Below are 18,938 nucleotides of genomic sequence, written 5' to 3'. Positions count from 1 at the left end.
TTAGTCCGATAAAAAGGATAAATTATGGCAAGCCGGATGCTTGGAAACTTGCTTGTCCGGTTTAGAGGGGGGCTGTTTGTAATAGATAATCGAAATATAGGGTTATTGAAACGCAAATATTCTATCCTTATTTTTAGATTCAAGAGGAAATCCCACTGTCGAAGTAGAAGTATTTACAGTTTCTGGTGCATTCGGAAGAGCTTCAGTTCCTTCCGGAGCTTCTACAGGGGAACACGAAGCTCTTGAATTAAGAGATAATGATGTTCAAAGATTTTTAGGTAAAGGTGTATTAAAAGCAATTAAAAATATTCAAAATATTATTTCTTCAAAAATTATAGGTATGCCTGTAAATAATCAAGCGTTAATTGAGGGCGCCCAAGAAGCCTAAATATCCTGTGATTTAACCAATCACCAGTGCGATAAACACTGAAAGGCTAAGAACGGTTCTTTAAAGGAAACAATAAAGAATTATAGCAGTTCTTAAAAGCGGATTACGATGAAGTAGTTAGTCAAAAAGATACCGCCACCGAATGATTCTAAGGATAAGCTTGAAAGGGCCTAAGAAAAAAAGAAGATGTAATAAGCTAACCTGTTTGCAAATTACTAACACCAAACAGTCCAGAAACTATCAACATTTATCAATTGTGTAGGATATTTATCAACGAAAGTAAACCTGGAATCTCACCATTAGTAAAATGGTTAATTCACCTAAGGAATCAAGGTAGATATTTAGAGTAATTGGGAGAATCCTAAAAGCTAGTTATTAAATTAACTAATAATGAAATAAAAGTCATTAGGCTCAAGGATAAAGCGACTTTTTAGTAGTCGGAGGAGTAAAACTTAATTTGGAATAATTAAGTTAATCGCCCTCCCAAGATGAAGGTTAACGACCTTTATAGGGCAAAAGAAGTCAGTAATTTATTGTGCAATATCATAAATATAAGTGTTACAGGACGATTATAATCAACAACTAACCAGTGGTGACATTAAGTTAGTCTTCGTAAGAAGGTAAATTATGGCAAGCCGGATGCTTGGAAACTTGCTTGTCCGGTTTAGATGGGGGCTGTTTGTAATAGATATCAAAAATACCAATTTTGATATTGAAACGCAAATATTCTATCTATATTAAAAAATTAATAGCTTTAGATGGTACACCTAATAAAAGTAAATTAGGCGCTAATACTATCCTTGGAGTTTCTTTAGCTTGTGCGCGAGCCGGAGCTAATTATTTTAATATGGAATTATATGATTATTTAGGTGGTATACAACCAAAACAAATGCCTGTTCCTATGATGAATATAATTAATGGCGGTTCGCATGCTGATAATAATATTGATTTTCAAGAATTTATGATTTTACCTGTAGGCGCTCCTAATTTTAAAGAAGCTTTAAGATACGGTTCAGAAATATTTCATCATTTAGGTAAAATTTTAAAGTCAAAAAAATTAAATACAAATGTTGGAGACGAAGGAGGATATGCCCCCAATTTAAATTCAAATGAAGAAGCTCTTAAAATCATTTTAGAAGCTATTCATAATGCCGGTTACCAATCTGGTAAAGATATATATATCAGTATGGATATAGCTGCTTCTGAATTTTTTGATAAAAAAAATAAAAAATATGTTTTATCAGGAGAAAAAGGGCATAAATGTTATTTAACTAGCTTAGAATTAGTGGATTATTTTGATAATTTAGTGAAAAAATACCCGATAATTTCTATCGAAGATGCTTTAGACGAAAACGATTGGGAAGGTTGGAAATTATTAACTAAAAAATTAAGAACAAAATTACAAATAGTTGGAGATGATTTGTTTGTAACTAATATCAATAAATTACAAAAAGGAATTGAAAATAATATTGCTAATTCCATTTTAATCAAATTAAATCAAATAGGAACTTTAACAGAAACTTTAGAAGCAATTGAAATGGCTAAAAAAGCTGGTTATACAGCAATTATTTCTCATCGCAGCGGTGAAACTGAAGATGATTTTATTGCTGATTTATCTGTTGCTACTAATGTGGGTCAAATAAAAACAGGTTCTCTTTGTCGTACAGATCGTGTTACTAAATACAATCGATTATTACGAATTGAAGAAAAATTAACTACTACAGCACCTTTTTTAGGTTTAAAAGTATTTAATTTGCTAAAATAACTTTTTTCAATTTATTTAATTTAAAGTTAAAACAAATAATAAAAAATTACTAAGATCAACTTTAAGTTGATCTTTTTTATTTTTTGAAAATTTTTTAATCTTAATTAAATTAATAATATTGACGAAAATATAAATGTTTGTTAGAATTAATTGTCATTATGAGAATCGTTGTTAATTTGAAAAAAAATAATTTCTTAAAACTATTTAATTACTTTAAATTTTCTTTAAATAAAAAGTTAAAAATTATACATTTTAATAAAAATAATTAATTTTAAATTAAAAATAATTAATATAAATATTTAATATAAACATGATAGGATGTAAAAATGGAAAAAGAATATGTGATTAAAAGAAAAACATTGATTAAAATTGCAATTTTATTATTATTATTTATTTTAATTATTATTTTACTTAGTTCCAACTCTTATAAGAGAGTCAATGAACCAACGAATAAACAAAAATATAATTATATAAAGGATTTTAATAAAAGTTTAAAATACTTGGATACAACAAATGGAAACAATAAATTTTATATTATAAAATCCTCTTACGAAAATCCATTATTATTAGATTGTTCGCCTAGCACAACATCATATTGTAGTATAAAAGGGAAGAGTTATAATAGTTATTTACTATTAAAATGATTAAAATTAATTATAATTTTTAAATAATATCAAAATATGTTACAATGATCATGAACACCAATGTTGTTTTACTATAAATTAAATAAATATCAGAATATTATAAGGGGGATAAAAATATTTTGAAAAATAAAATTAAACAACTAAGGTTTATTCCCGGTTTATTATCATTATTATTTGTAGCATTATGCTATATTATAATGAATAATAATATTTTATTAGCTCATTTAACGAATAACAGTGCCATGTTATCGGATTCGGTAGCTTTAACTAATCAAGATATTAACAATCTCAATAATGAACAAAAATCAAAATTATTGAAAATTTTTTATCAATATAATAATAAATTAAGCGAATCTGAACCTGTTGTAAATTCAATTCCAGCATTTGAAGCAGCAGTTTGTTTTCAATCTTTAGATAATTTAGTTGCAATAAATCAAAATACCTTTTACTCTGATGTTGATGATATCGCTCAATTAAATAATATTGCGGCAGATGCAAAAGATATTATAACATCAAGTTCACATGATTCATCTTTATCAACGATTCAAGTAAATAATTTAAAAGATACAGATAGGTTGAATCAACTTTTATCTAATTGTTCCAGAGATATTGTTGAAGCTTTGACTAAATTAATATTTAAGTATCATTTTGGCATGCTTTTAAAATTAGTAGCTCAAACACCAGGTGTAGTAGCACTTACTATCGCAACTATGCAATAATTTTTGTTAAATGAAAAAAACTCTCAGAATTTATAATATATATTTTCTGGGAGTTTTTTTTAAATAATTATTAAAATTTTGTTAATTTATTTGAAATTAAAATTTAATGTTTGATGTTTTTTTTTTAAAGCTACAATTTCATTAAAATTTCTTATTTGATTATTTTTATGTTCTAAATTAAAAAAACCATGTCTAATAAATTGAAATTTTTCTAAATTATTTTTAAAATCTAAAGTATTTTCTATAAAACCTTTTTGTTGTACCCAAGAGTTAAAATTAAAAAAATTTTTAATTTCTTCAGGTTTTTGATTATTTAATTCATCAGTATTCTTTAATAATAAATCTTGATAAAAATTAAAAGTTGCTTCGGAAGAATTCTCAATAGTTAGAAAATGAATAGTACCATTAGGTTTACGTTGGTTAAAACCACTACCACTTTTAGTGATTGGATCGTAAGTAGCTAAAATTTCTATAATTTCTCCGGATTTATTAGTTATTATTTTATAAGCTTTAATAAAGTAAAAATATAAAAGTCTAACTTCTCCATTTAAAAATAATCTTTTAAAATCTTTATTAGGTTTATTTATTTCAAAATCGTTATGTTCTATATAAATATTACGTGAAAAAAAAACTTTTCTTTTGATTTGTTCATTATTTTTGTAATAAGGTATTTCGCGATATTCTATTTTATTTTCGGGATAATTGGTAATAGTTATTTTTAAAGGTTTGATAATAGCGATTATAGTTTTAGTTTTTAATTGTAAATCGTTTCTTAAACAGGCGTCTAACATATTTTTATCGATATTACTGTTTATTTTGGAAAGACCAGCTTCTATGATGAAATTTTTAATTGCCAAGGGAGTTAATCCACGATTTCTTAAACCTATTAAAGTTGGCATACGCGGATCATCCCAACCTTTTACTAAATTATAATCAACTAATAATTTCAGAATTCTTTTGCTTAAACAAGTACCAACAATATTTAATCGACCAAATTCAATTTGTTGCGGAACGTGAATCATTTCGGTTTCTTTAATAATCCAATTATAAAGTGGACGGTGATCTTCGAATTCCAAAGAGCATAGTGAATGGGTAATTTTTTCTAAAGAATCAGCTAAAGGATGAGCAAAATCATAAGTAGGATAAATATAATGATGTTGTTGCTTTAAACTTTTGGTATTCAAAATTCTATATAAAACTGGATCTCTTAAATTAATATTTGGACTAGACATATCAATTTTCGCTCTTAACACTTTTTCTCCTATTTGGAATTTACCTTGAGCCATTTGAATAAATAGTTTTAAGTTTTCTGATATAGAGCGATTACGATAAGGAGAACATTGTTGCATTTCTCTTGTTTTTTTTAACTCTTCTGTATTTAAATCATCTACAAAAGCTTTGTTTTTTTGTATTAATAAAATAGCTTTTTTATATATTATTTCGAAATAATCTGAGGTAAAAAAAATTTTATCCGGTTTATAACCTAACCAATTTATATCTTTTTGGATATTTTCAATATAAATAGATTTCTCACGTATTGGATTAGTATCATCATACCTTAAATATGTTTTTCCTTGAAATGATTTGGCTAATTCAAAATTAATAATGATAGCTCTAGCGTGTCCTAAATGTAAAAAACCGTTCGGTTCAGGAGGAAAACGAGTGATAATTTCAGATATTTTATTTTGTTGCAAATCCTTTTTCATAATAGTTTTGATAAAATTAGAGATTATCATAAAATATTTGTTTTTTCTCCTTTTTATTTTTATAAAATTAATTATTACTTGACGCAATTTATTTTTTTATTCTATATAGTATTATCTTTTTTAAGTTTTTAAGATTAATTAATATAAATTATTAAATCTATAATGTATTAAGATAACTAAAGATATTATTAATTAAGCTCAATATTGTAATATTTAAATTTTGGTTTTGTATAATAATTTATTTTAGTTATATGATTGTTTTTTATAATTTATGGCAATTATATATCAATAATATCTTGTTTTTCGCGCATTAATTAATGTTATGCATTTTACTATTTAAAAAATTATTTTTTTGTTATTAATTACAAACTATAAAAAAATTTTTTTAATTAGTGATCTCTTTTTTTAATTTTATCGATTATTTTTTCTTTTATTTATTATTTAGGAAATAATGTTGCTGGATATTTTTTAAATAATTTTTTATTAATTTGCCGAAGTTTTTTGTCAAGTCATAAAATTATAGGCATATTTTATGATGATTTAAGTTATATATAACATATCTAAATAGAGATGTAATATAATAATTATATAATTTATTTTTAGTATTTTTACTTATAAAAAATAAAATTTAACAAAATATATCCAATAAATAGATTTTTCGATTAATTTTTATTAAAAATGAATATAAAAGTAATTAAGGTAGTTTTTTTTAGATATTTTTAGTATACTAAAGTAAGCGTTTTTTAAAAATTTTATTTTTTCAGGAGTCATCTTAAATGTATATTAAATTGATAAGTCGTGTTACTTTTTTATTAATATTATTTATTATTTTATTTGTGATAAAAAATGAATCAAATGCTAATATTGACAACAATTACGAAGATAATTATATAACATCTCTTGAAGAAATTCGAAAAACTTGGCGTAGCCTTGATCCGGAAAAAAATAAAAAAGATAATTCATAAAAAATAAAGTAAATTTTAGGAAAATATTATAAAAATTTTTTAAAAAATAGATTATAATCATAATAGAGAGATCATTTTTTTATGACAATTGTTCAAAATTGTCATTAAATTATGATCTCTCTTTTTTAATTTATATTCAGAGTATTTTTATTTTTATATAGATATTCGATTATTTAACCATTCTAAAATATCTTTATATATTGAAGTATAAAAATTATTATTTAATAAATTATGATTACTTGTGGAATATAATTTTAAAGTTTTATCAGGACTTTTGATTAATTCAAATAACTCTTTACTATGTGTATAATCAATAATATTATCTTTTTTTCCGTGTAATAATAAAATAGGTTTAGGATAGTAGAATTCATAATTAATTAAATTTTTTTGAAATTGTGTAATCATTAAAATCATAGTATTATAGATAAATCTAGTTGTAACAGTAGTAATTCTATTACTAATTTCTTCTAATCTTAAAGTTAATCTTTCGGATTCGGCATAATTATCCATGATGATAATTTTTTCATTTTGATTAATGCTCTTTGATTCTAAAATTTTTGTAGTTTTGTTCAAAATTTTTGAATATGTAGCGGTATTTATAACTCCATCTATATCTTGGAATTTATAAACGTAGCAATTATTAATAATACTTCCTAATGAATGACCTAATAAAAAGATTTTTAAATTGTTTTGTCTTTTTAAAAACGTTATAATTTTATGCAAATCATTTATAAAAATTTTGTCATCTTCGATATCTCCTAAATTATCGTGATTTTGTATACTTTGACCATGATTTCTTAAATCATATGTTATAGTATTATAATTATTTGCGTTTAGAAAATTAGTTAATCTTTCATATTCTTGAGAACTTTCTCCGATATCATGTGTAATGATGATGTTCGCTTTAGCTTTTTGAGGTTCCATAGCGTTTTTAACATTAACATATAGATTAGTATTATGATATCCTAATAAATAAAAATTAGAAAATTTTAGTATTTTAAAAACAAAAATTAAACAAATTGTCGTTTTAAATAAAATATTAAATATCAAATTATTATGTTTTTTATTTTTATTATTGAATTGTTTTTGATAATACATCTTAAAAATCTTTCTCCCATTTGAAAATAATTTTATGACTAAAAAATATTTTTTAATAATGAATTTGATATATTAAAAATTTAATAATATAAAGATAGATAAAAAATTAATAACAATTTACAAATTTTTATTTAATTAATGAAACTTAATTACAACTTATTAATCAATTAATATAATAACTAATAATTTCAAAATAAAATATAATTATTAAGATTTTTTATTATTTTTTTCATAAATATAAAAAAATTAAATATATAATGATTAAAAATAAATAAAATAAATTTAAAACTTTATTTTTGGTTTATTAAAACTAAAAAATATTAAGTTAATTTTATTTTTTTCTAACTTTTATGCGATAATCATAATCATCACTATAACTTAATTTATATGCGATAAAATAAATTTGAAAAGTAAATGCATAATGTTCTCTATTTTTCCAAAAACCAAATTTTAATGGAATAAAAGTTTCTCCTATTAAAATGTTATGATTTAATATTTTTTCCACATTATGAATTGTGATTAATCCATCACTTTTATTAAATTCAATATTGGAATTTTGTTCATAAACAAAATTTTCTTTTAAAGCTTTGTCAATTTCTAATTTGCAAGATCCTACTAAATAATAAGGCAATTTAATCAAAAAACGATACAAAGGTGTTTTCTCTTTTATTATATTAATCAAATTAAAAGACATAGATTTAGATTCTGAATTATCAGGTATATTCATAAAAGGAATTTTAGAAATTTTTTTTGATATTGGAAAAAAAAATATTATAAAATAACTTAATATAATTAAGAACCAAATCAATACTATTTGGATAAATATATTGTAATTGTTTTTTTTTTGTTCATATTGTTCATATTGTTGCCATTTCTCCTGATATATCACCCATTTGAACAAAATATTCCGGGTAGACAATAAGTTTTTGTGTTTTTATTTTTTTGAAAATGATAATTTCACTTCATTTAATTCTTTGCAAATTTTATCTAACCAATCAGGAACAGATTGATCTAATAAGTATTTGAGTGCATGAAAAAAACAATAACCATCCCCAGGAGTGTCACTCGAATGTTTAATATAAAAATGTTGATTGTTATAATTTTGCATATCTAATGTAATAATGGAATTATTTGATATCTCATATAAAGACTTTACTTCTGCTAAAAAACTTGTAGATGGTTTAATTACTCTGATTTTCAATATTATTGTTTTATTTATTTTTTTAGATAAAAAATCAATAGTGCTTTGTATCAAAAATGTTTCTGCAGTGTTTAATGATCTATTAAAAATTTTTTCTTCAATTTGTGTTATGTTCAAAGTTTCATCATTAGCCAACTGGTTATATTGTTCGCGTAAATTTTCATCTTTTAATCCTATTTTAAAATGTTCAAATCCTAGATAAGCTAATTTTTCAACTAATTTACGATTTTCCAAATCTTGATCATAGATCTTTCGATAAGAATAATTATCATAATTCGATGTTTGTTTTTCTTTTGTTTTATATACCAAACGATGGCCAATAATAAAAATTATGATTAATGACCATAAAAGTGCAAACATACCGAAAATAATTTTAAATTTTTTTTTAATATTAAACATATTTTTTAAGTTTATTTAACCATTTTCCTTTCACGTTATTAAATTAATTTTCTTATTGGTTATCTAAAATAATTTTTAAATTTAATTCAAAAAATTAATTTATAATAATTAAATATAATGAATCATAGTTTTTTATAACTATATAACAAAGATTAAAAAAATAATTCAAATAATTTAGCGAATTTATTATTATAAATAAATTAATTTTATGCATTTAGAAAATTTTATTTTTATTTTTAAAAATAAAATATTTTTTATTAATTGGTTAATTAAATAATTATTAAATATTTTAAATAAATATTTTTTGTAGAGGTTTTTGTAATATATGTTTTCTAATAATCGTAATCGTTTTTTTAAATGTATAAATGACAATTCTATAGCTTTATTTTATTCAGGTCATTCACATTATAAAAGTGGGGATCAATTATTTCCATTCGAAGTTAATAAAAATTTTTACTATTTAACAGGAATTCAACAAGATGGTAGCATTTTAATTCTTATAAAAAAATCATCAATGCAAAAAACATTTTTATTTATACCTAACATAAATCCTATTCATAAATTATGGAATGATGATCAATTAAATAAAGAACAAATAAATAATATATCAAAAATTTCATGTAATAATATTTATGAAATGAAAGATTTTAATGTTTGGCTTAATAAACAAATTTGTGAATTTAAATCATTGTCACCGAAAGTTTATTTTGATATCCCGTATTATCATAAAAAATATTATTGTTGGGGTTATGAACAAATTTATAAATTTTTAAGTTCTTGGCCTTGGATCGAAATAGCCAACAGTTCTCCAATTTTATTAAATTTGCGTAAACAAAAAAATAATGAAGAAATTAATTATATTAAGCATGCCATTGACATACATTATCATTCTTTAATATATACATTTAATAATTTAAAAAAATGTCAATATGAATTTGAAATATCAGCTCATTTTCATTATTTTTTAGAAATGCAAAAAGCTAAAAATGCTTTTGAAACTATTGTTGCTTCGGGAAAAAACGCTTTAATTTTGCATTATAACAAAAATAATTCTAAATTAAATGATGAAGATATTTGTTTAATGGATGCAGGAGTAGTAATCAATAATTATTCTTCAGACATTACTCGTTGTTTTCCTTTAAAACATAAATTTACATCTATACAAAATCAAATTTATGATTTAGTTTTAAACACTAATAAAACATTAATTAATTGGGTTAAACCTGAACATAGTATGCAAGATTTAAATAGATACGGAAAACAAATTCTAGCTCAAGGTATGCTAAAACTTGGATTTGTAGAAAAAATTGAAAATTATTTTTATCATAGTATTAGTCATTATTTAGGTTTGGATACGCATGATGTTTTAGGTATAAATCCAGAAGAACCTATTGGAGAAAATAGCGTTATTTCTATTGAACCTGGTTTATATATTGAACATTTAAATTTGGGAATTCGAATTGAAGATAATATTATTGTAAAAAAACAAGGAAATATTAATTTATCTGCTAAAATTCCTAAAGAAATTGCAGAAATAGAATCATTAATAATTAAATAAATATTTGACCAAATATTATAACATTAACTATATCAAAAATAATTTAGAATTTATTTGTTTTAAATTAGATTTGTTATAATATCAATGTTATATATAAATTATTTATTTTTGCCTTTAAAAAATGATAAATTTTATTTATAATTTTCGCAAAATATTCTAATATTAATATTAAATTATTTTCATTTTGTTTTTATCAAAATCCTCCATTCAAAAAGTAACAAAAACGAAATTAAAAATTATTTTATTTATATTTATATTATTGGTCTTATTGAAAGAATAATAAATTTAAAAAGATTCGAGAATAAATAAAAATTATTCTATTTTTTTATATTTAAAAAACATAATTAACTAACAACAGAAATTTTAATCTAATTGGAAAATAATTAGAAAAAATATCCTAAATAAACATTTTTAGAAATATTTTAAAATCTGTATTAAATGAAAAATTATATAAAGTTATTAAAATAGAACAATTTATAAATCATAAATATTTTACATTATTTTCTTATAAAGATCAAAACAAATTATAAAATAGAAAAAAATTATGAAATAGAAAATTATTATTTTATTAAAAATCATTTTTAAAATTATTAAAAAAATTAAAAAAGGATTAAAAATTTTTAATCATTGAATCAAAAAAATTAAGAAATATTAATAGAAATGAAGAAGTTTTTTTGATATTTTAATATTAAAATTATTTTAAAAAAATATTCTAAGTAATATTTTTTTTAATAATTGAAAAAAATTTATTTAAGTATTTCATTATCATTTGTAATTTAATTTTTATTTTAAATGATTAAAAAATAATATTTAATTTAAAAAGGGGATTTTAATATTTGTTAAAATTAACAAAAATTAAATTTATATGTTTATTATTATTGGCATTACTATTAATTTATTTATTTGATCATTTTTATTATACGAAAAAAGATTATGACATTGTTACCACATTAAATAATCATTTAGATTTTAGAATATCAGAAAATATACCCATTAATGAAGGAGATCGCATAATTAAAATTATTAAAATTATTGATCAACAAGGCAATATTAAAGAATATGATCCTATTACAGGAGAATTGGTACATAAAAAATTTAATTCAAAAGATATGATCACTGGATACGATTATAATCATGTATCTGATGATATTATTAATTTGGATCATTTAGATAATTTTAAAAAAAAAATTTTTTTAGATGGCAATATTCACGAATATGATGATCAAAAACGTTTATTTCGTAAAATCAATTCTAATGGGATTATTAAGAAATATGATCATAATGATAAAAAAATAGAAATAATTTTACCAAATAAAGATTATAAATATGATAAATATTTATTACAAGAAAAATTTCCTGAAAAAAAACAAAAAACTTATAAATATCATAAAATCCAAGAAACTTTTGCTAATGGTATAACTAGATATTATAAAAAAGATGTTATTCAAGAAATTTCTAATAAATATATTCGCGAATATAATCCTAAAACTAAAACAATACAAAAGATCATTTTTCCAAATGGCGAACAACGTAAATATTATGGTTTTTATTTATTTTTTTTAGATCAAGATAATTTAATAGATAAATTTATTCGAAAATATAGAATTCACAAAATGCATAAAAATTATTTTTTTAAATTAGAACAAGAAATTTTACCTGATGGTACTATTATAAAATATGATAATAATTTATTACCGATCCAAATAAAAACAAAAGATAACATAATCAAAACAGAATATTTATTAAATATAAATACAGAAAATAATTCGATTAAAATGAAACAATTACCTGATAATTCTATAGTTGAAATAGATGAAACAAAAAATTATAAAATTATTAAAATTACTGATAACAATGGAATCACAAAAAATACTGAAATAATATATTCAGACAATGATATGTGTAAAAATATTGTTAAAATAATTTTTCCTCATGGTTATATTCAAGAATTTGACGAATTTAATGGCAATTTAGTTAAAGAAATATGGCCTAATCAACATATTTTCGAATACACTTATTTAGAAAATACAATGCAATTAAAAAAAGAAATAACTTCTACTGGCAATGAAATTCACTATTATTACGATGATCATTATCCTTTGACATTATCTAATATAGTTATTCCAGGAATAATGTATATCCCTTGTCATTTACCATATAGTTATGATAATTAATCCGAAAAGATAATTTTTGATATTATTTTTTTAATATCCAAGAGATTCTATAGCTTTTTTTAAAGCTTGCCAAGGTAAACTAATACAAGTAATTTTTCCAGGATTATCACAAAAAAATTTAAAAATTTGCAATTCTTCGTTAATTTCATTAAAATCAAATTTTTGTTGATTTAACATAGATAAAAAATTTTTAATTTTAAATAATATGTTTTTAATTTTTTGTTGTTTAACAATTATAGACATAATACTCGCTGAAATACAACAAATTGCGCAAGCTTGAGTATTATGGCGAATATTTTGTAATTCGTGATTAATAATATAAAGTTGTAATTCTATCGCATCACCGCAATAATTATTTTGGTAACGAAAATATGAATAATTAGGATCATCTAATAGACCTTGGTTTTGAGGATTATTAAAATGATATATCATAATTTTTTTATCTTTATCTTTTAAATAAATCAACATTCACCTCTTTCTTTCAGTAATAAAATTAGTTTTATTTTTGTAATAAAGTGTTATCACATGTAATTAAAACGTAATTTCTTAAAATTATATTCTTATTACTATAAAAAATTATATAATACTATTTAAATCTTTAATTTTTTTTAAAACAGAAATTAAATAGTTAATATCTTTATCATTATTATAAATACCTGCTGAAATTCTAATAGTACTAATTTGATTAATTTTTTTCATAATTAAATTGGCACAATGTTTACCGGTTCGCACATAAATATTATGATTATTTAAAAAATTTTCTATATCATGGGCATGAATATATTTAAAATTAAATAAAATCATATTTGTAGATTGAGGATTAAAAACTATAATTTGAGGCATTAATTTTAAAAAAATATGGATTTTTTTAATAATATTACTAGTATATTGTTGTATTCGATTTATTCCTATTGTTGTAATAAAATTCAAACTTTTTTGTAAAGCTAAAATAGCGCCAATATTTAATGTACCTGGTTCAAATTTATTTGGTAATTCATTAAACATAAAATTATTATGATTGACTTCGCAAACATTACCTCCGCCCACAATAGGAGGAGATAATCGTTCTAATAATTTTTGTTTACTGAATAAAATACCAATCCCAAAAGGGCCATATATTTTATGAGCTGAAAAAGCTAAAAAATCTATATCTAAATCACGAACATCTATAGATAAATGTGTTATCGATTGCGCTGCGTCTAAAATTACCAAAATGTTCTTTTGATGCGCAATATAAGTAATTTCTTTAATAGGCGTTTCATAACCGAAAGTATTAGATATATGATTTAAAACTACAAATTTAGTTTTATTAGATAAAACTTGACAAAAATTATCTACTGTTATTTTATAATCTTTATCCAAAGGAATAAAAATTAATTTAGCTTGTTTTTCTTTAGCTATTCGCATCCAAGGCAATAAACATGAATGATGTTCTAATTCGGAAGTAATAATTTCATCACCAGGTTTAATAAAATGTCGTAACATTTCGGCAATCATATTTAGAGATTCAGTAGCACCCTTGGTAAAAATAATTTCTTTAGGCTGAGCATTTAAGAATTTCGATATATCTTTTCGAGTTTGCTCAATTAATAAATTATTTTGCATTGCTAAACCAGAAGATGAACGAATATTCATGCCATTGTTATTATAAAAATTTTGCAATTCTTCAATAACTATTCGGGGTTTCAAAGTAGTTGCAGCGGAATCAAAATAAATTAAATCAGGATTATTTTCAAAAATAGGGAAATACTTACGAAATTGATTAATCATATAAATTTATCTTTTATTTATCGAATTTATTTAAAATATTATATTTAAGTTGTTCTGGATTTCCAACCATAATATAGTCATGATTAGGTTTACCTGTTTGTAATAAAGTTTTTTTTACTTCTTCATTTCGCAAAAACCATTTCATTGCTTTTATATTTTGACTACTTTGACAATTTTTTTTAGCGGCTAAAATAATAGCATACGAAGAAAAAACAATATCTGTAGGTTCTTCGTTTTCATTAGTTCCTAAGCCTATAGAACCTAAACGTAAAAAATTAACATTTTTCCTCATTAAACCCGGACAATTAATAGCTAAATCATATGTATTATAATCTTCAAATAATTGAGCTACTTTAAAAATGTTATCTGTTTTAATAAATTGCAAGTTAGAAATATTTTCAATATCTTCTAAAGATAAATTATAACCTTTTTGTTCGATAATTTTTTCATCAATTTTAATTAAATTTAATTTTCTTAATAATAATAATGAACGCGATAAATCACAAGGAGCAGTAAACAAATCATTAAACGGAGCAAAAAGAACTCTAGCGTTTTTTATTTTTTTTACATCCTCTAATGTTTGAATCTTTAAAGGGTTTTGTTTATTAGCGTATAATCCATATTTAGGATGAAAAAAAGGTTCAATCATTTCTAAACGTTCTAAAGGTTCAGGAGCAAAGTAATTATTATAAGCTTTTAAAGTATGAAAGTTGTTGGCAATATTAAAATCAATAATTCCTGCTTTTAAAGCATCGTTACAATTTACTTGATATTGTTCTTTTAATTGATTTTCATCAAAAATTTGCAATTCAAAACCAATTTGATTAATTAATTTTTTATTTTTTTGTAAAGTTTCTAAAGTAGATGGAAAATTAGTAGCTATTTTAATGATTTTTTTTGATTTCGTTTCACAACCACATGATTGACAATTAAACATTTTTTAAATGGACCTTCTTCTTTTTATATGTTTTTTATAACCAATTTTTAACTATTCTGTTTTTGATTTTTTCTGGATCAGAAATCATTACATAATCAATTTCACCGTTATTTGTTTGATTAGCGTGAAATTTTTTAACTTCTGGGTTTTGTAATATTTTTTGCAACAATTTAATTTCTTGACTATCTGCATTACTTTGACGCGAAATTAAAGCTATAGCATAAGATTCTACTAATTCATCTTGAGGTTCTTTGTCATCTGAAATATTAGAGCCAATTCTAATAAAATCAGCATTGTATTTCATAAAAGCTGGCCAATTAGCCATTAAATCAAATTCATCTGGCTGTTCAAATTGATAAGGTATTTGTGAAGTTTTAATAAATTGTAAATTGTATGGGTTACTAATATCTTCTAAACTTATATCTAATTTTTTAGTTTTAATAATATTTTCAGGAATGCTAATTAATCCTAAATTTTTCAATAGTAAAAGTGATCGAGACATATCGCATGGTTGAATAAAAGCAAAAGATACTGCTAATAATACTTTTAAATTCTGATATTGTTTCACTTTTTCTAAATTAGTAAGTTGTTTTTTATTGTTACGATTTATATATAAACCATATTTAGAATGATAAAAAGGTTGTATGTAAGAAAATAATTCTTTATTTTGTTTTTTTAAGAATTCATTATAGGCTTTAAAAACATGTACATTAGTATAAATTAATCCATCTACAGAACCATCAGATAATTTATCAATACTTTCTTCGGTCCAATCAGTTTTAATAACTTGTAAATCTATTCCTTGTGGAAAATAAATTTCTTTAGCTTTATTTAAAGTATTTAATACAGCTTGTATCGGACTAGCAACTTTTATTATTTGTAATTTTGGTTTAGAAAAATTCATATTTTTTTTCTTTCTAAAAATAAATATATACTCTTTAATAATATAAAAATTTAATTATAATGAAATGATTTCTTTATTAAGTGATATTAACTCAATAAAATAGTTTAAATGATTTTTTAACCACAATATTTTAAAATTCTTTATATAATATAGGTTTAATTTTAAAATATTGATAATTATTTAACATACGGGAAATTGGACATTTCTGATGAACAATATTCATAATATCTTGTGTTTCGGTAAGTGATAAATTTTTAATACCGCACACTAAATTTATATCGAAATAAAAACCTTTATCATCGCTACAACTATTGCATAAAATTTTAATTTTAAAATCAGAATGATTCAAATATTTACGTGTGGTTTTATAAAAACAAATCAATAAAGATACACAAAATAATTCTTTAGGATTGCTAATTTCAGAACTATTTGCGAATGCTGAAGTTAGCTTTGTTTTTAACCCTTTATGAATAATACCTATATCTTGTAATTTTGGTTCATAATAAGCTATAATTTCTATTTGGTTTTTCATGTTCAGACATACCTTTTAAAATTTGATAACAATTAAAATATAATATTAAATTAATTTTCTAAATAGATTTTTTTTAATTTATTATTTTTTATAACTAAATCAAAAATATTAGCGTTTAACAAATAAATTCCGTGAGCCGGATTAACATCGTCATTTTTTATTTTAGTCAAAATATTTAAATTTAAAAATTTTTGAGTAATTGGCGATTGATTAGTTAAAGGAAAAGTTTGATTTTTATTTTTAATAAAAGTTTTTAAAACTTCTTGCTCTAAAAGATCACAATTTAATAAATAACGTTCAATTTTATAATTAAAATTAAATCGATATATTAAATTCATAATTATAAATGTTATCGCAATAACAAATATAATTACAACCAATATATAATACTTCATTATTTTTATTTAATCTCCGTTTATTTTTTATTTTTCATTGCTAACATAATTTGCTGAAGTTGTTTTTCACTAGGACTCCTTCCCATTTGTTTAAACATTTCTTTAATTTGTTTTTTATTAATGGGAGGGTTTTTTTCTAAATATTTTTTAAAACCAAAAAACATAATTAATGCTCCTGATAAAATACCTATAATTAAACCCAATAAAAATGAAATTGTTTCGAACCAAGCCATAAAATATACTAAATTCCCCTTTCCAAATTAATATTTTTTTGTTAAATAATAGGTTTGTAAAAAACTAACCTTTTGCTACCATATTTTTTATTTTTAACTAAAATAAATTTTTGATTAACATCAGGTAATAAATTTTTATGATTAGTTTCATAAATAACCCAACTTCTAGAATGGATTATTTTAAATAATTTTTGAAATAAATTTTTGATTTCAAAAGCATAAGGAGGATCTAAAATGATTACATCAAATTTAATTTTTTGCGATATAAATCTTTTTAATATATTTAAATAGTTTTTGTAAAAAACTATTATTTGTTGATTATTAATTTTCAGTTTGTTTTGATTTTTTCTAATGGTTAAATATGCTGGAAGCGAATTATCTACCATAAAAATTTTTTTAGCTTCTCTGCTTAAAGCTTCAAAACCATAAGCCCCAGAACCTGCAAATAAATCTAAGACAATACTATTATGAATATCTTTCTGAATAGTATCAAATAAAGCTTTTCGAATTAAATGAGTAGAACTTTTAGTTTTTTGTGAAGGTACTAAATTTAAACGAAAATTTTTATATTTTCCTGATATAATACGTAACATTTAGATATTACCAAACTTTTTTCAATTTAAATATTTTTTTACTTAAAGAATTTAAAATTTTTATTTGCTCTGGAAAAGGTTCAAATCCTTTTTTACTATAATAATTTATATTATTTTTTAATAATTCGTATATTGTCTGATCTAGATTTTTAAAAGCTAATTCCCGAAAATAATTAATATTAGGGAACTCTCTGCTATCTTCTATTTTATCACTAATTAAAATAATTTTGTCTAATTTATTCATGTCTTCGTGGCCCCAAACATGTTTACGAATGGCATTAAAAATATTTGTATTATTAATATTAAATTCTTTTTGAAGTATAATAGGTGCGCTAAAAGCATGATACATAAATACCATTTGTTTATATTTATTAATAATTTCGTTATCTAATAAAGATAAATGAAATTCTAATGATTCATTTTTAGTATAATCATGAAATAAAGCAGCTATTTGAGCTTCTTCAGCATTTTCTCCATAAAATAAAGCTAAATCAGTAGCTTTTTGATAAACTCCTAAAATATGATTCAAACGATAAATATCATTTTTAAATTTATTATTAATTTTTTTTAAAATTGTTTCTATTAACATAAATTATAATTATTTATTATTTAATAAAATTCTTAAACTTATTATTATAAATACTTAAATTAGTTTTTCGAATTAAATTAATTAAAGGTCTTTCTATAAAAAAACGATTACATTTTGTAAATAAATTTTCTTGTGATTTATTCAAAGGCTTTACTAAAATAGATATAATATTTAATTTATTAGCTCCTTTAATATCTGTGGTTAATTGGTCCCCAATCATAACTACTTCGTGATTTTTTGTTTTATCGGGATAGATTAACTCGGTTTAGAAAGTGCATTGATAATTTAACTTTCATATTCGCAATTAGCCCCCCACAGAACCGGACAAGCAAGTTTCCAAGCATCCGGCGCCTAATATCTGATTACAG

General features: G+C 21.9%; 18 protein-coding genes and 2 pseudogenes. 6 read left to right on the top strand and 14 right to left on the bottom strand.

The window, feature by feature from the left end:
- Positions 1–118 precede the first annotated feature (118 nt).
- The 3 genes and pseudogenes from eno (NQK76_RS02090) to NQK76_RS02080 form a co-directional block, all read left to right on the top strand.
- Positions 119–376: pseudogene (gene eno, locus NQK76_RS02090) on the top strand (phosphopyruvate hydratase); the annotation flags it as partial.
- 751 nt (positions 377–1,127) lie between these two features.
- Positions 1,128–2,153, top strand: a pseudogene (eno, locus tag NQK76_RS02085) (phosphopyruvate hydratase); the annotation flags it as partial.
- A 763-nt stretch (positions 2,154–2,916) separates the two neighbouring features.
- Positions 2,917–3,516 carry a hypothetical protein gene (locus NQK76_RS02080; protein ID WP_255872717.1) on the top strand — a complete coding sequence of 200 codons (600 nt, stop codon included), beginning with the start codon at positions 2,917–2,919 and terminating at the stop codon, positions 3,514–3,516.
- Between the two features lie 86 nt (positions 3,517–3,602).
- Here the strand turns inward: NQK76_RS02080 and glnS are convergent, their stop codons facing one another.
- A complete protein-coding gene (glnS, locus tag NQK76_RS02075; protein ID WP_255872716.1) occupies positions 3,603–5,252 on the bottom strand; it encodes a glutamine--tRNA ligase in 1,650 nt (549 codons plus the stop codon).
- A gap of 746 nt (positions 5,253–5,998) precedes the next feature.
- Here glnS and NQK76_RS02070 point away from each other — a divergent pair.
- Positions 5,999–6,187: a hypothetical protein gene (locus NQK76_RS02070; RefSeq protein ID WP_213680452.1), complete on the top strand. Its 189-nt coding sequence runs from the start codon at positions 5,999–6,001 to the stop codon at positions 6,185–6,187.
- 153 nt (positions 6,188–6,340) lie between these two features.
- Here NQK76_RS02070 and NQK76_RS02065 read toward each other — a convergent pair whose 3' ends face one another.
- The 3 genes from NQK76_RS02065 to NQK76_RS02055 all read right to left on the bottom strand — a co-directional run bounded on the left by NQK76_RS02065 (position 6,341) and on the right by NQK76_RS02055 (position 8,885).
- Entirely contained in the window at positions 6,341–7,285 is a 945-nt protein-coding gene (locus NQK76_RS02065; protein ID WP_255872715.1) for an alpha/beta fold hydrolase, read from the bottom strand.
- Between the two features lie 331 nt (positions 7,286–7,616).
- Positions 7,617–8,174 (bottom strand): hypothetical protein, encoded by a 558-nt coding sequence (locus tag NQK76_RS02060; RefSeq protein ID WP_255872714.1) that lies wholly within the window; start codon positions 8,172–8,174, stop codon positions 7,617–7,619.
- Positions 8,175–8,219: 45 nt separating this feature from the next.
- Positions 8,220–8,885, bottom strand: a complete 666-nt coding sequence (locus NQK76_RS02055; RefSeq protein ID WP_255872713.1) for an OTU domain-containing protein — start codon at positions 8,883–8,885, stop codon at positions 8,220–8,222.
- A gap of 325 nt (positions 8,886–9,210) precedes the next feature.
- Between NQK76_RS02055 and NQK76_RS02050 the strand changes: the two genes are divergently transcribed.
- On the top strand, positions 9,211–10,443 hold the full coding sequence (locus tag NQK76_RS02050) for an aminopeptidase P family protein (protein WP_255872712.1): 1,233 nt from the start codon (positions 9,211–9,213) through the stop codon (positions 10,441–10,443).
- A gap of 836 nt (positions 10,444–11,279) precedes the next feature.
- Positions 11,280–12,617: a hypothetical protein gene (locus tag NQK76_RS02045; RefSeq protein ID WP_255872711.1), complete on the top strand. Its 1,338-nt coding sequence runs from the start codon at positions 11,280–11,282 to the stop codon at positions 12,615–12,617.
- Between the two features lie 30 nt (positions 12,618–12,647).
- On the opposite strand, the gene NQK76_RS02040 is transcribed toward NQK76_RS02045, so the two are convergent.
- The 10 genes from NQK76_RS02040 to NQK76_RS01995 all read right to left on the bottom strand — a co-directional run bounded on the left by NQK76_RS02040 (position 12,648) and on the right by NQK76_RS01995 (position 18,826).
- Positions 12,648–13,085 carry an iron-sulfur cluster assembly scaffold protein gene (locus NQK76_RS02040; protein WP_255872710.1) on the bottom strand — a complete coding sequence of 146 codons (438 nt, stop codon included), beginning with the start codon at positions 13,083–13,085 and terminating at the stop codon, positions 12,648–12,650.
- A 108-nt stretch (positions 13,086–13,193) separates the two neighbouring features.
- Entirely contained in the window at positions 13,194–14,387 is a 1,194-nt protein-coding gene (locus tag NQK76_RS02035; RefSeq protein WP_255872709.1) for an aminotransferase class V-fold PLP-dependent enzyme, read from the bottom strand.
- A gap of 13 nt (positions 14,388–14,400) precedes the next feature.
- Positions 14,401–15,324, bottom strand: a complete 924-nt coding sequence (locus NQK76_RS02030; RefSeq protein WP_213680446.1) for a MetQ/NlpA family ABC transporter substrate-binding protein — start codon at positions 15,322–15,324, stop codon at positions 14,401–14,403.
- Between the two features lie 34 nt (positions 15,325–15,358).
- The gene (locus NQK76_RS02025) at positions 15,359–16,228 is read right to left on the bottom strand and encodes a MetQ/NlpA family ABC transporter substrate-binding protein (protein WP_004994705.1); all 870 of its coding nucleotides are present in this window, start codon (positions 16,226–16,228) and stop codon (positions 15,359–15,361) included.
- A 130-nt stretch (positions 16,229–16,358) separates the two neighbouring features.
- Positions 16,359–16,760, bottom strand: a complete 402-nt coding sequence (locus tag NQK76_RS02020) for an OsmC family protein (RefSeq protein ID WP_004994706.1) — start codon at positions 16,758–16,760, stop codon at positions 16,359–16,361.
- Positions 16,761–16,810: 50 nt separating this feature from the next.
- A complete protein-coding gene (locus NQK76_RS02015; protein WP_238120300.1) occupies positions 16,811–17,098 on the bottom strand; it encodes a super-infection exclusion protein B in 288 nt (95 codons plus the stop codon).
- Between the two features lie 77 nt (positions 17,099–17,175).
- Positions 17,176–17,388, bottom strand: a complete 213-nt coding sequence (locus NQK76_RS02010; protein WP_004994710.1) for a YneF family protein — start codon at positions 17,386–17,388, stop codon at positions 17,176–17,178.
- A gap of 41 nt (positions 17,389–17,429) precedes the next feature.
- On the bottom strand, positions 17,430–17,981 hold the full coding sequence (gene rsmD, locus NQK76_RS02005) for a 16S rRNA (guanine(966)-N(2))-methyltransferase RsmD (protein WP_255872708.1): 552 nt from the start codon (positions 17,979–17,981) through the stop codon (positions 17,430–17,432).
- A gap of 7 nt (positions 17,982–17,988) precedes the next feature.
- Positions 17,989–18,570, bottom strand: coding sequence for a bis(5'-nucleosyl)-tetraphosphatase (symmetrical) YqeK (yqeK, locus tag NQK76_RS02000; RefSeq protein ID WP_255872707.1), 582 nt, complete (start codon positions 18,568–18,570; stop codon positions 17,989–17,991).
- A gap of 16 nt (positions 18,571–18,586) precedes the next feature.
- On the bottom strand, positions 18,587–18,826 hold the full coding sequence (locus tag NQK76_RS01995) for an HAD hydrolase-like protein (RefSeq protein ID WP_083900702.1): 240 nt from the start codon (positions 18,824–18,826) through the stop codon (positions 18,587–18,589).
- Positions 18,827–18,938 lie beyond the last annotated feature (112 nt).

The sequence above is a fragment of the Candidatus Phytoplasma australasiaticum subsp. ipomoeae genome (assembly GCF_024425275.1).
In the GTDB taxonomy this organism is placed as follows: Bacteria; Bacillota_I; Bacilli_A; order Acholeplasmatales; family Acholeplasmataceae; genus Phytoplasma; species Phytoplasma australasiaticum.
This window is presented reverse-complemented; position numbering and strand designations above follow the sequence as displayed.